This is a genomic window from Nesterenkonia sp. YGD6 (assembly GCF_022565895.1).
Taxonomy (GTDB): Bacteria; Actinomycetota; Actinomycetes; order Actinomycetales; family Micrococcaceae; genus Nesterenkonia.
In genome coordinates this window covers 17,704-30,756 of record NZ_JAJOYY010000002.1, presented here as the reverse complement: position 1 = coordinate 30,756, position 13,053 = coordinate 17,704, and the positions used below count along the sequence as shown (strand labels likewise).

The window sequence follows — 13,053 nt, the reverse complement described above, 5'->3', positions numbered from 1 at the left end:
GCCGGGTGCGACGCCCGCGGCAAGGGCGTGCTTCTAGAATGTGCTCCGTGCCACCAGGGCGGCGCGGCGAGGGGACTCTGGAGGCATCATGCGCAGTGCGGTCCGAATCGCGTCCGGGTCCTCGGCCGCCTCGGGGAGCTGCAGATAACGCCACAGATCCTCAGCGGAGCCGTCGGAGAGCACCGCCTCACGCAGCAGCGCCGAGAGCTCCCGGCGGATCCGCAGGACTCCCGGAGCTTCGCTTCCCGGCAGCAGCTCGCCCCGGTAGAGGTCCAGAGCCCTCTGTCGGTCACCGGCGGTCAGGGCCGCGCAGGCGTCGCGGGCGTCCAGCTGCACGGGGGCGCTGAGCCGGTAGGGGCGGGAGAGCAGGTCGATGCTGGGGGAGCGGTGCTGAGCGAGAAGCCGGCGAAGTCGGACCAGTTCGGCGCGGACCGCGACCTCGTGGTGGGCCTCACCGTAGAGCAGCTCGGCGAGCTCCTCAGCGGTGAGTCCGCGCTCGGCACCGCGATCCGCCTGCCATCCCAGCAGGAAGAGGATCTCCGCGTGACGCAGACCCAGCTGCTGCTGCGCATCGGAGGTGCCCAACACGGCCGGGCCTGCTCCGAGTGTGGTCAGTGTGGCCTGGGTGGTGGCGGCTGGTCGAAGCTTCAGCTCCGCCTCAGCCGCGGAGACCGCGGCGAGCAGCAGCGGCAGCGAATGTACCGCGACGGCCTGCGCGTCCCCGGTCAGGTCCACCACGCCCAGCATTCGTCCGGTGGCCGGGTCGCGCACCGGCACCGCTGAACAGGAGAACCGGTGTGCGGTGTAGGAGAAATGCTGCTCCCGATGCACCTGGGCGCCGCGGCCGGTGGCCAGTGCGAGGCCCGGAGCCGAGGTGCCGATGGCCGTCTCGGACCAGTTCGCACCTGGCTGGAAGGCGGAGCGCTCCGCCTGGCGCAGCGTCTCGCGTGCCCCTTCCACCCAGAGGAGTCGTCCTGCCGCGTCTCCGATCGCCACGATGAGCCCGGCCTCGGTCGCGGGTTCGATCAGCAGGCGCTTCAGCACCGGCAGCACCAGCCGCAGCGGGTGGTGCTGCCGATACTCGCGCAGCTGGACATCGTCGAGCTCGATGGGAGGCAGTGCGCTGATCGGGTCTCGCACGCCCCCGGCGGAACGCAGCCAGGACTCGCGCAGCGCGTGCGGCAGTGCGGTCCAGGTCTTCGGTTCGGTGGGCAGAGCCTCCATGGCACTCCTTCGACGCTCCTGGCGTGCGCGGGGGCTGCGGGGCAGCACGGCGCACCATAGGTGAATGTGTGCTGGCCCACAGTCTAACCATGCAACTGTCCTGCAACCTGGATAGTTCTACGCTGGGTGCATGTGAGGCACATCACAGCGTCGGCCGTGAATCTTCGGAACTCGGAGCGGATCGCAAGGCGCAGCGACATGGGAAGGAACCCGACATGACCATCTATGCACAGCCCGGCTCCGACGGGGCACTGATGAGCTACAAGTCCCGCTACGAGAACTACATCGGCGGAGAGTGGGTCCCGCCGGTGGGTGGCGAGTATTTCGAGAATCCCTCTCCGCTCACAGGCAAGAGCTTCACCGAGATTCCCCGCTCTAAGGCCGAAGACATCGACCTGGCCCTCGACGCCGCCCACCGCGCCGCGCCCGCCTGGGGCAAGACCTCGGTGGCCGAGCGGGCCGTGGTGCTGAACAAGATCGCAGACCGGATCGAGGAGAACCTCGAGATGCTGGCGGTCGCCGAGACCTGGGAGAACGGCAAGCCGGTGCGAGAGACTCTCGCGGCGGACCTGCCGCTGGCCGTGGATCACTTCCGCTACTTCGCCGGTGCGATCCGGGCCCAGGAGAGCGGGATCAGCGAGATCGACACCGACACGGTGGCCTACCACTTCAACGAGCCGCTCGGCGTGGTGGGGCAGATCATTCCGTGGAACTTCCCGATCCTGATGGCAGTGTGGAAGCTGGCGCCGGCGCTCTCGGCAGGCAACGCCGTGGTGCTCAAGCCCGCAGAGCAGACCCCCGCCTCGATTCTGGTGCTCATGGAGGTCATCGGAGACCTGCTGCCGGCCGGGGTGCTCAATGTGGTCAACGGCTTCGGCGCCGAGGCCGGCGCCCCGCTGGCCTCCAGCCCACGGATCCGCAAGATCGCCTTCACCGGCGAGACCACCACCGGGCGACTGATCATGCAGTACGCCTCACAGAACCTCATTCCGATGACCCTGGAGCTCGGCGGCAAGAGCCCGAACCTCTTCTTCGAAGACGTCGCCCGGGCTGATGACGCCTTCTATGACAAGGCGCTCGAGGGCTTCACCATGTTCGCGCTGAACCAGGGCGAGGTCTGCACCTGCCCCTCGCGTGCGCTGATCCAGTCCAGCATCTACGACGAGTTCCTCGAGAAGGCCGTGGCGCGGACCAAGCTGGTCAAGCAGGGCAACCCGCTGGACACCGACACCCAGGTCGGCGCCCAGGCCAGCAACGACCAGCTGGAGAAGATCCTCAGCTACATCGATATCGGTCAGCAGGAGGGCGCGGAGGTCCTCACCGGTGGAAACCGGGTGGACCTGGGTGGGGACCTCTCAGAGGGCTACTACGTGGAGCCCACCATCTTCAAGGGCCACAACTCCATGCGGGTCTTCCAGGAGGAGATCTTCGGTCCGGTCGTCTCGGTCACTGAGTTCAAGGACTACGCCGAAGGCATCCAGATCGCCAACGACACGCTCTATGGTCTGGGCGCCGGGGTCTGGTCCCGCGAGGCGAACATCGCCTACCGGGCAGGTCGGGACATCCAGGCCGGACGCGTCTGGACCAACTGCTACCACCAGTACCCGGCACACGCCGCCTTCGGAGGCTATAAGAACTCCGGGATCGGCCGAGAGAATCACCTGATGATGCTCTCGCACTACCAGCAGACCAAGAACATGCTGGTCAGCTACAGCGAGGACAAGCTTGGGTTCTTCTAGGCGGAATGACCAGGGGGAGAGGAGCATGATCACGCGATGAGCACTTCACGGATCGCCGTCACCGATGCGGCCGCGGCGCTGCTGGTCCAGCTGCGAGACAGCCACGGGCAGCCGCTGATGTTTCATCAGTCAGGAGGCTGCTGCGACGGATCGGCTCCGATGTGCTTCACCCAGGGGACCTTCCTCACCGGCCCAGCGGATGTGCTGCTGGGCCGGCTGGACCCCGGGACCCCGGAGCCGGTGCCGGTCTGGATCTCCCAGGCCCAGTTCCAGTACTGGTCCCACACGCACATCACCATCGATGTGGCACCGGGCCGAGGCGCTGGATTCAGCATCGAAGGACCTACCGGCCAGCGGTTCATCATCCGCTCCCGGCTGTTCACCGATGCCGAGACCGAGGCGCTGGAGCCGGTGACCACCGGCTGAGCCCAGTGGACTCGGGGACGACTCAGATGACGCCCTGGGCGATCATCGCGTCGGCCACCTGGGTGAACCCCGCGATGTTCGCGCCGGCGACGTAGTCCCCGGGGACCCCGTACTCATCGGCGGTGCCGGCGCAGCGGGCGTGGATGTTCTCCATGATCTCCGCGAGCCGGGCCTCGGTGTACTCGAAGGTCCAGGAGTCGCGGATCGAGTTCTGCTGCATCTCCAGGGCCGAGGTCGCCACGCCACCGGCGTTGGCGGCCTTGCCTGGTCCGAAGAGCGCCCCCGCCTCGCGGAGCCGAGCGATGGCTGCCGGCGTGGTGGGCATGTTCGCGCCCTCGACCACCGCTTTGACGCCGGCCTTGAGCAGGAGCTGCGCGTCGTCGTCGTCGAGCTCGTTCTGCGTCGCGCAGGGCAGCGCGACATCGATGTCGTGCTTCTCGGCGACGGCCCATACCGGTCTGTCCGCGATGAACTCGGCGGTGTCGCGCTGGGCGGCGTAGTCACTGATGCGTCCGCGCTGGACCTGCTTGATCTCGCGCATCAGCTCAAGGTCGATGCCCTTCGGGTCATGGACGGCACCGGAGGAATCGGAGGCACCCACCACGAGGCCGCCCAGGGCGTGGATCTTCTCGATGGCGTAGAACGCGACATTGCCGGATCCCGAGACCAGCACCCGCGAGCCGTCCAGGCTTCGGTCGGTGGCGCCGAGCATGTGTTCGGTGAAGAACGCGGTCCCGTAGCCGGTGGCCTCGGTGCGCACCAGGGATCCGCCCCAGGAGGTTCCCTTTCCGGTGATGACCCCGGCCTCATAGCGGTTCACGATGCGCTTGTACTGGCCGAAGAGGTAGCCGATCTCTCGGCGCCCGACGCCGATGTCGCCGGCCGGGACATCGGTGGAGGAGCCGATGTGGCGGTAGGCCTCGGTCATGAAGGACTGGCAGAAGCGCATGATCTCGCCGTCGCTGCGGCCCTTGGGATTGAAGTCGCTCCCACCCTTGCCGCCCCCGATGGGCAGCCCGGTCAGCGCGTTCTTGAAGATCTGCTCGAACCCGAGGAACTTCACCGTGCCGAGCATGACCGAGGGGTCGAAGCGCAGCCCGCCCTTATAGGGACCCAGCGCCGAGTTGAACTGCACCCGGAAGCCGCGGTTGATGTGGACCCGGCCGGTGTCATCGATCCACGGGATGCGGAAGATGATCTGCCGCTCCGGCTCGCAGATCCGTTCCAGGATCGATTCCTCCACATATTCGGGGAACTTCGTGAGCACCCGGCCCAGCGAGTCGAAGACCTCCTTGACGGCCTGATGAAACTCAAGCTCCCCAGGATTTCGCGCGATGACCTGGTCATACACTGTGGCGATGCGCTGGCTGCTGGGGCTCATGGTTGTCTCCTCGACGATCACGCGCCCGTTCTGGACGGCGAAACCCACCCTAGTAGACGCCGGCCGGCGTCACTTCACGCTGCCTGCGACCAGACCCGAGACGATGTATCGCTGCAGCGCCAGAAACAGGGCCACCGGGATGATCGCCGCCAGGACCGCTCCGGCGGCGAAGACGGACCAGTTCTGTGAGGTCTCCTGCGAGATGAACTGGTAGAGGCCGACCGCCAGGGTCTGCTTCTCCGGGTCCCGCAGCAGCACCGAGGCGATGACGAACTCGCTGAGCGTGGCCACCAGGGACAGCAGCGCGACCACCGCGAGGATCGGGGAGACCAGCGGAAGGATGATGGTGAAGAAGATCCGCGCGTGGCCGGCCCCGTCGATCCTGGCGGCCTCGTCGATGGAGACCGGGATGGTGTTGAAGAAGCCGTACATCAGATAGGTGTTCACACCCAGGGCGCCCCCGAGGTAGACCATGATGAGGCCGATCTGGCTGTTCAGCCCGATGGCCGGGAAGATCTCACCGATCGAGAGCATCAGCAGGAAGATGGCCACCATGGCCAGGAGCTGCGGGAACATCTGCACCAGCAGGATGGTGATCAGACCGAATCGGCGCCCGGTGAAGCGCATCCGGGAGAACGCGTAGGCGGCCAGGGCGCCGAGCATCACGCTGCCGGCGGAGGCGCTGAACCCGATGAACAGGGTGTTGACGTACCAGGCGGCGAAGGGCTGCTGCGGACGATTGAACAGGTCCACATAGCTCTGCAGGCTCAGGTTCCCGAACAACGTGTTGGCCGTGATCAGCGTGCCGCCGGGGTTCAGTGAGGCGGAGAACACGTAGACCAGCGGGAAGGCGGCGAAGATGACGACGGCGACGCCGACCAGGTGGCGCCATCCGGTCTGGGAGAACCAGCGTCGGAAGGAGCGCAGGCGGGTGGGTGCGCGGGGCGTGGGCGTGCCGCGGGTGACTGGGTCGGAAGTGGGCTGGCGGGGGGTGAGCGTGCGCTGTGACAGGGCCATCTCAGTTCAACTCCTCAAGTGCTCGGGTGCGCCGGAAGGCGATCACGGAGATGGTGCCGACGATGAAGAAGATCAGGATGGAGAAGGCGCTGGCCAGCCCGTAGTCGCTCTGGGATCCGACGAACGCCACCTTGTAGACCATCGAGATCAAGATGTCCGTGGAGCCCACATTGATCCCGGCCTCGATGTCCCGGGGCCCACCACCGGTGAGCATGTACACCAGGTTGAAGTTGTTGAAGTTGAAGGCGAAGGAGGAGATCAGCAGCGGAGCGATCGAGACCAGCAGCAGCGGGAACTTGATCTGCCGGAACGCCTGGAACGGTCTGGCCCCGTCCATCTGGGCGGCTTCGGTGAGCTCCTCGGGGATCGACTGCAGCGCACCGGTGCAGACCAAGAACATGTAGGGGAAGCCCAGCCACAGGTTCACGATCAGGATGCTCAGCTTGGCCAGCCATGGATCGCTGAGCCAGGGGATCGATGCCCCGCCGAAGAGCACGTTGTTGATGAACCCGAACTCCTGGTTCATCATCCCGGCCCAGACCAGCGCGGAGAGGAATCCCGGGAAGGCGTAGGGCAGGATCATGATCAGGCGGTAATACTTGCGGGACTTCATCCGGGGGTCGTTGAAGACGATCGCCAGGAACAGGCCCAGGATGAACGTGGTCGCCACCGAGAGGAACGCGAACGCGAAGGTCCAGGCCGTGACGTAGAGCAGCGGTCCACGGATGGACTCCTCGGTGATGGCGCGGACGAAGTTGTCCAGACCCACGTTGACCCGCCAGCCGGGCATCAGCTGATCCCCGGCCGCGGTGACGAACGCACCTTCCCCGCCGTCGGTATACGTCTCTCCGCTCTGCGTGTTGGTCAGGGTGTCCGCGGCCTCGTCATAGACGAAGCGTGAGGTGTAGACATACGCCCGCTGCCCGTCCTGGGTGCGCAGCGCTCCGGCGTTGGGGTCGTCTGAGAGTGGAACAGCGAGTGTGGTCAGCTCCTGCTGCCGATCTACGAGCTCGGCGAAGCTCAGCACCTCATGGTCGGGCACCTGAACCACGCGATCGTCTTCGACGACGGCGCCCCGAACATCATCCAGAGGGGTCTCAGCGGACCCGAGAAGCACCTCGCCGGCCTCCGTGGTGACCGCGAATCCGAGCTCCCCGGAGCGTTCCACAACGGTGAGCTGATACGTCGGCGAATCCGGCACCCGGTCCTGGGTCTGGAGCATGATCGCGTGGATCGCGTGGTCCTTGGTGCTGTTGTGGCCGGTCCCATAGTTGGTGAAGGCGACGTAGCCGGAGTAGAGGATGACGAAGACCTGGAAGATCAGGAGGAACACCACTCCTGGGGCGAGATACTTCGCGGGAAGTGCTCCGCGCTGGAAGTAGATCCAGGTCAGGAAGGCACCGCTGACCACCACCAGAGTGCCGATGAGCCACCTCTCGTTGAAGAAGAGCACCATGGCGGCATACACCGAGGCGGCGTTGAGCAGCCCCAGCACGGTGATCTTCAGCAGCAGCAGCTTCCACCCGACGCCTGCGGCCTCGGCGGTGCGCCGGGCGCGGCGCCCGTCGGCGGAGCGGTCATCGGTTCTGGTGGTGGTCAGTGTGCTCATCGATCAGTCGATCGCAGAGGTGATGTCCTGGGACATCTTCTGCCAGAGTTCCACCGGGTCGCCGTCGCCCTTGATGATCGCGGCCTGGCTGGATCCCCAGTCGTCCCAGACCGCGCCCATCTCGGGGATCGCCGGCATCGGCACAGCCTCTGCACCGACCTCGCCGAATCCGGCGACGATCTCATCCTCGCTCAGGGCCTGGTCGAAGGACTCGGTGAGTGCGGGCGCGCGTCCACCGGTCTCGTAGAGCGCCGTCTGGACCTCCGCGGTGCCGACGTAGTTGATCAGGAAGTTGCTTGCGGCCACGACGTTCTCGCTCTGCGAGGACAGGAAGAATCCCTGTACTCCGGCGAAGGGCTGCGCGTCCTGGTCTCCGGCGGCCGGGATCGGATCCACCGCGACGTCGATGCCGGCCTCCTGCGCGCCGGTCACGTTCCAGGGACCCGTCAGGAAGAACGGCGAATTGCCGCCGTTGAAGCTCTCCTGCGCCAGGTCTCCGTCGATGTTGAGGTTCAGCACACCGGCCTCGCCCTGTTCCGCCAGCCAGCCGGCGAACTCTTCTCCGCCGGCGTCGGCCATGGTCAGCTGCGAGGAGTCGTAGCTCCCGTCCTCGTCAGTGCCGAAGACCGGGGCCCCGAAGGAGGTCTGGAAGGGGTAGAGGTGGTAGGGGTCGCTCTCGTTGGGGGTCAGGCCGACCAGGAACGGATATTCGGTGCCGGCCTCCTCGCCCATCTGGATCATCGCGTCGAAATCGGCGGGGGCCTCGGGAGCCAGCTCGGTGTTGCGCAGCAGCGCGATGTTCTCGATCGAGTAGGGGAGGCCGTAGGTCTGCCCTTCATAGGTCCAGGCGTCCACGGCGATCTCTTCAAAGTCACCTGCTGTGTCACCGAGCTCGACCGGGGCGACCACGCCGTTGTTCACCAGGACCCCGAGCCAGTCGTGGGCGCCGACGGCGATGTCGGGGCCTTCACCGGTGGGGACCTGGGAGACGAACTGGTCTCGGATCTCCTCGAAGTCCTGCTGCAAGATCTCCACCGAGATGCCGGTGTCGGACTCGAAGTCCTCCGCCACGTCGGCCAGGACCTCTGCCCGGTTGGCATCGGCCCAGATGGTCAGGCTGCCGGAGGCGGCTGCTTCGCCGCTCTCAGAATCGCCGTCCTCGGACTCCGTCGTCTCGGCCTCTGTCGTCTCGGTCTCAGCCGGATCGGCTGCGTCAGCGTCGGGGGAGTCGCCTCCCGAGCCGCAGGAGGTCAGTGCCAGTGCCCCCAGCCCCAGGAGCGCGGTCATCGTCGTGAATCTTCCGGTGTTCACCGTCATCGGTGTCCCTCTCTGTGAAGAAGCGGAGTCGATGACCCCGCCGTCCTGAGTGCAAGCGCTTCCAGTATGGGGACAGAATGTGATCCACGCAACCCTGAGCGGGCAGTCGGCAGTGAGGGGAGGAAAGGCCCTGTGGCCAGCGCTTATGGTTCATGATGCGCTGTTTCTGTTGTGGCAGCCACTTTTTCAGGGCGGTGCAAGCGGTTGTGTGCCGGGGCGTCCAGGTGGAAGCGCTTACATATATGCTGGAGACATGACTGTTCACCAGGACCTGCGCACCTCCACCTTCACCGCCGACGTCGCCCCTCGAGGAGCTGCGACGACCGAGGAGCATGGGACTGCCGCCGAATGGTGGCGCAGCGCAGTGATCTACCAGATCTATCCGCGCTCATTCAGCGACTCCACCGGCGACGGCATCGGGGACCTTCCCGGAATCACGGCCCGGCTCGGAGAGCTGCATGGTCTCGGTGTGGATGCGATCTGGCTGAGCCCCTTCATGACCTCACCGCAGAAGGATGCCGGCTATGACGTCGCTGACTACTGCGACGTGGACCCCATCTTCGGCACGCTGGCCGACTTCGACACCCTGCTCGCGCGCGCCCACGAGTTCGGCATCCGCGTGATCGTGGACCTGGTGCCCAACCATTCATCGGATCAGCACGAATGGTTCCGACAGGCCCTGGCCACGGCACCCGGGAGCCCGGAGCGCGCCCGCTACATCTTCCGCGACGGCTCAGGAGCCCAGGGGGAGGAGCCCCCGAACAACTGGCAGTCGATCTTCGGCGGACCCGCCTGGACGCGCATCACCGAGCCCGACGGCACGCCGGGTCAGTGGTATCTGCATCTCTTCGACTCCAGCCAGCCGGACTTCGACTGGTCCAAAGACGAGGTCAAGGAGGAGTTCCGGCGGATCCTGCGCTTCTGGCTGGACCGCGGAGTCGACGGCTTCCGCGTCGATGTGGCCCATGGACTGGTGAAGGATCAGGACTTCCCGGACTACACCCCGGATGTCGACGCCGCATCGATGGGCGGCGAGGAGACCCCGGCGCCCTACTTCGAGCAGACCGAGGTGCATGAGGTCTACCGCGACTGGCGCCTGGTCCTTGAGGAGTACGAGGGCGACCGGGCGCTCTGCGGTGAGGCGTGGGTGTCCTCCGTGGAGAAGGCGGCCCTATGGGTGCGACCGGATGAGATGCACCAGACGTTCAACTTCCAGTACCTGGAGACCCCGTGGGATGCGGGACAGCTGCGTGGGGTCATCGATGACTCCCTGCACGCCTTCAACTCCGTGGGTGCCCCGAGCACCTGGGTGCTGTCGAACCACGATGTGGTGCGCCACGCCACCCGGCTCTCGCTGACCGGGGAGAACCCGCAGGGAAGCGGCATCGGGCCAGACCATCCGGGCCTGCCTGATCGGCAGACCGGTCTTGCCCGTGCACGCGCCGCCACCGCCCTGATGCTGGCGCTGCCGGGCTCCTCCTACATCTACCAGGGCGAAGAGCTCGGCCTCGACGAGGTCCACGACCTGCCCGATGCGGCCCGCCAGGACCCGACCTGGTTCCGCACCGCGGGAGAACGCTTCGGCCGTGACGGATGCCGGGTCCCGCTGCCCTGGGTCGCCGACGCTGACACCTTCGGGTTCACCGCAGGCGGCACGCCGTGGCTTCCCCAGCCGGAGCGCTGGAAGAGCCTAGCCCGGGACGTCCAGCGCGTCGACCCTGACTCCACGCTGAACCTCTACCGGCGGATGCTTGCACTGCGCGCGGAACACGATCTGGGCCTCGGGCAGCTGCGCTGGCTGCCCGGGAACGAGGGTTCCGTGCTGATGTTCGCCAACCAGGACGTGACGGTGCTCGCAAACACCGGAACGCAGCCGGTGGCGCTGCCCGCCGAGCACGACGTGCTGCTCGCCACCGCTGCGCTGAAGGGGGCTGAGGTTCCGGCCGACTGCACCGTGTGGCTGCGCCGGCACGCCGGCTGATGACGAGCCTGGATGATGTCGCCAAGGCCGCGGGGGTGTCCGCCGCGACGGTCTCCCGTGCGCTGAGCGGACGGGGCAACGTCTCGACGAGCACGCGGGCCAAGATCCTGAAGGTCGCCGCGGAACTTGACTACGTGGCCTCCTCCGCGGCGTCCAGCCTGGCCTCAGGCCGGATGCGCAATCTCGGGGTGATCATGCCGGAGCTGCACCGGTGGTTCTTCAACACCGTGCTCACCGGCATCTCCGACGAGGCGACCAGCGCGGGCTACGACGTGACCCTGTACAACGTCACCGGAGACCCCGAGGTGCGTCGAGAGATCTTCAGCGCCTTCCTCCGACGACGCCGGGTCGACGCCGTCGTCGTCGTGGCCCTGGAGCTCAGCGAATGGGAGGAGCTGGAGCTGAAGCGACTCGGCATCCCCGTGGTCATCATCGGCGGCACCTCCGGCACGCTGCCCGGCGTCGCGATCGATGACCTGGCCATCACCGAGCTTGCCGCAGCGCATCTGCTCGATCTGGGCCATGAGGTGCTGGGCTTCATCGGCGGTGCCGAACGGTTCGACGCCGACTACAAGGTCCCGAGCCAGCGTCGGGAGGGCTTCGACCGGGCACTCCGACGCCGGGGTCTGCAGACCGACCCCGCCCTCATCGGTGAAGCAGACTTCACCATCCCCGGTGGCTTCCATGCGGCCCGCCAGCTTCTGGGCATGCCTGGCACCGGGATGACCGGACTCGTGGCGGCCTCTGATGAGATGGCGATCGGGGCGGTCCTCGCGGCGCGCGAGCTGGGGATCAGAGTTCCCGAGGACCTCTCGGTCGTCGGGATCGACGGGCACGAGCTCGGTGGGCTCTTCGAGCTGACCACGGTGGACCAGCACGCCCAGAGTCAGGGAGCGACGGCGGCGAAGCTCATCCTCGCCACGGTCGAGTCAGGCGGCACACACCCGGAGAATATGGATCTGAGCTTCGATCTGCTGGTCCGGCGCAGCACCGCAAAGGCTCCGGGGGCGCTGCCCGTCTGACCGCGTGTCGCTGCGCGGTCGCTGCTCCAGCCCAGCGGCCCTCCGGGTCACTCGAGCCCTGCGGCCCTCCGGGTCACTCGAGCCCTGCGGCCCTCCGGGTCACTCGAGCCCTGCGGCCCTCCGGGTCCGACGACTGGCGTGGACCGAATAGCGCGGCAGCCAGCGCAGCAGCCCTGCGCTTGCCAGCGGACCCATGGCGGAGGCCACCCAGATCCCGGCCGCCAGGGAACCCAGCGCCGCCCCGGCGGCGAGGGTCAGCGGACCGGCGGCGATCCCGAGATCCTGCATCAGCCGCCAGGCGCCGAGGAACTGCGGGCGTGCGTCGGAGGGTGCGATGTCCGAGGCGATCGTCATCATCACCCCGGAACCCAGCCCGTTGCTGATGCCCAGCAGCACCGCCACCCCGGCGAGCACCGGCACCGAATGCGCCAGCGGCACCAGGGCCATGGCCAGCCCGAGGCAGATCATCGAGGGCACCCCGATCCAGAGCCGGCCGAATCGGTCCATGATCTTGCCCGCGGGGTAGAACAGCAGCATGTCGATGCCACCGGCGAGGCCGAACAGCAGCGAGATCGTGGTGGGGTCCAGCCCGATGTGCTCACCCCAGAGCGGAAGCACCTGCTGACGCGCCCCGCGGATGGCGCCGACCAGCATCGACGCCATCCCCAAGGTCAGCAGCAGGTCGCGGTGGGTCGCGATCACCTGGGCGAATCCGGCCCGGGCGACGCCGGGCGCGCGGGCGGGCCGGGTGTCGATCTCCGGTGCCAGCAGCACCGTGACCCCTGCGGCGACTGCAGTCAGCAGCGCCAGCGCGAACACCGCGCGCAGGTCTCCCAGGACGATCACCCCGGCGCCGAGGAAAGGTCCGATGAACTGCCCTATCCGATGCACCCCGCCCAGGGTGGAGAGCACCCGGGCGCGCTGATGCACCGGGGTCACCTCGGTCAGATAGGAGTGCCGCGCCAGGTGGAAGACCGCATTCGCGGCACCGACCAGAGCGACGGCGGCGCCCAGGGTGAGCAGGGACGGGGCCAGCCCTGCGGCCAGGAAGCCGAGCGCGGCCGCACCGGCGGCCAGCAGCATCGCACGACGATCGCCGACTCGGGCCGCCAGCGCACCGGCGGGCAGATCCGCGAGGATCTGACCCAGCGGGAGCATCGCGGCGATGATGCCCGCCACCGCGAGGGTGGCGCCCCGTTCCACGGCGAAGGGAGCCAGGATCGGGATCATGGCACCGGCGCCGACGCTGAAGATGAACGCCGGCAGCAGCGCCCCCAGCAGGATCTGTCGCCGGGGAGAGGGAGCCGTGGTCATCGCTGCAGTCTAGCCAGCTCGCG

At 67.2% G+C, this 13,053-nt stretch carries 10 protein-coding genes; 4 read left to right on the top strand and 6 right to left on the bottom strand.

What is annotated here, in order from left to right:
- Positions 1-33 precede the first annotated feature (33 nt).
- Positions 34-1,224 carry a transcriptional regulator gene (locus LTI14_RS03670; protein ID WP_241475847.1) on the bottom strand — a complete coding sequence of 397 codons (1,191 nt, stop codon included), beginning with the start codon at positions 1,222-1,224 and terminating at the stop codon, positions 34-36.
- A gap of 215 nt (positions 1,225-1,439) precedes the next feature.
- Here LTI14_RS03670 and adh point away from each other — a divergent pair, with 215 nt between their 5' ends.
- Positions 1,440-2,963, top strand: coding sequence for an aldehyde dehydrogenase (gene adh, locus LTI14_RS03665; protein ID WP_241471058.1), 1,524 nt, complete (start codon positions 1,440-1,442; stop codon positions 2,961-2,963).
- Positions 2,964-2,999: 36 nt separating this feature from the next.
- Positions 3,000-3,389 (top strand): DUF779 domain-containing protein, encoded by a 390-nt coding sequence (locus LTI14_RS03660; RefSeq protein ID WP_241471059.1) that lies wholly within the window; start codon positions 3,000-3,002, stop codon positions 3,387-3,389.
- A gap of 22 nt (positions 3,390-3,411) precedes the next feature.
- Here LTI14_RS03660 and gdhA read toward each other — a convergent pair whose 3' ends face one another.
- The 4 genes from gdhA to LTI14_RS03640 all read right to left on the bottom strand — a co-directional run bounded on the left by gdhA (position 3,412) and on the right by LTI14_RS03640 (position 8,713).
- A complete protein-coding gene (gene gdhA, locus LTI14_RS03655) occupies positions 3,412-4,770 on the bottom strand; it encodes an NADP-specific glutamate dehydrogenase (RefSeq protein ID WP_241471060.1) in 1,359 nt (452 codons plus the stop codon).
- A 69-nt stretch (positions 4,771-4,839) separates the two neighbouring features.
- Positions 4,840-5,787: a sugar ABC transporter permease gene (locus tag LTI14_RS03650; RefSeq protein WP_241464784.1), complete on the bottom strand. Its 948-nt coding sequence runs from the start codon at positions 5,785-5,787 to the stop codon at positions 4,840-4,842.
- 1 nt (position 5,788) lies between these two features.
- The gene (locus LTI14_RS03645) at positions 5,789-7,396 is read right to left on the bottom strand and encodes an ABC transporter permease subunit (protein ID WP_241475845.1); all 1,608 of its coding nucleotides are present in this window, start codon (positions 7,394-7,396) and stop codon (positions 5,789-5,791) included.
- 3 nt (positions 7,397-7,399) lie between these two features.
- Entirely contained in the window at positions 7,400-8,713 is a 1,314-nt protein-coding gene (locus LTI14_RS03640) for a sugar ABC transporter substrate-binding protein (RefSeq protein WP_446740375.1), read from the bottom strand.
- A gap of 253 nt (positions 8,714-8,966) precedes the next feature.
- Between LTI14_RS03640 and LTI14_RS03635 the strand changes: the two genes are divergently transcribed.
- Positions 8,967-10,694: a glycoside hydrolase family 13 protein gene (locus tag LTI14_RS03635; RefSeq protein ID WP_241475842.1), complete on the top strand. Its 1,728-nt coding sequence runs from the start codon at positions 8,967-8,969 to the stop codon at positions 10,692-10,694.
- A complete protein-coding gene (locus LTI14_RS03630) occupies positions 10,670-11,716 on the top strand; it encodes a LacI family DNA-binding transcriptional regulator (protein WP_241475841.1) in 1,047 nt (348 codons plus the stop codon). The genes LTI14_RS03635 and LTI14_RS03630 overlap by 25 nt, the downstream gene beginning before the upstream one ends.
- Before the next feature lie 99 nt (positions 11,717-11,815).
- On the opposite strand, the gene LTI14_RS03625 is transcribed toward LTI14_RS03630, so the two are convergent.
- A complete protein-coding gene (locus LTI14_RS03625) occupies positions 11,816-13,030 on the bottom strand; it encodes an MFS transporter (RefSeq protein ID WP_241471065.1) in 1,215 nt (404 codons plus the stop codon).
- Positions 13,031-13,053 lie beyond the last annotated feature (23 nt).

Excerpts from the sequence above, each read along its gene's own strand:
- LTI14_RS03670 (WP_241475847.1), bottom strand. The coding sequence starts at position 1,224 with ATGGAGGCTCTGCCCACCGAACCGAAGACCTGGACCGCACTGCCGCAC.
- adh (WP_241471058.1), top strand. The coding sequence starts at position 1,440 with ATGACCATCTATGCACAGCCCGGCTCCGACGGGGCACTGATGAGCTAC.
- LTI14_RS03660 (WP_241471059.1), top strand. The coding sequence starts at position 3,000 with ATGAGCACTTCACGGATCGCCGTCACCGATGCGGCCGCGGCGCTGCTG.
- gdhA (WP_241471060.1), bottom strand. The coding sequence starts at position 4,770 with ATGAGCCCCAGCAGCCAGCGCATCGCCACAGTGTATGACCAGGTCATC.
- LTI14_RS03650 (WP_241464784.1), bottom strand. The coding sequence starts at position 5,787 with ATGGCCCTGTCACAGCGCACGCTCACCCCCCGCCAGCCCACTTCCGAC.
- LTI14_RS03645 (WP_241475845.1), bottom strand. The coding sequence starts at position 7,396 with ATGAGCACACTGACCACCACCAGAACCGATGACCGCTCCGCCGACGGG.
- LTI14_RS03640 (WP_446740375.1), bottom strand. The coding sequence starts at position 8,713 with ATGACGGTGAACACCGGAAGATTCACGACGATGACCGCGCTCCTGGGG.
- LTI14_RS03635 (WP_241475842.1), top strand. The coding sequence starts at position 8,967 with ATGACTGTTCACCAGGACCTGCGCACCTCCACCTTCACCGCCGACGTC.
- LTI14_RS03625 (WP_241471065.1), bottom strand. The coding sequence starts at position 13,030 with ATGACCACGGCTCCCTCTCCCCGGCGACAGATCCTGCTGGGGGCGCTG.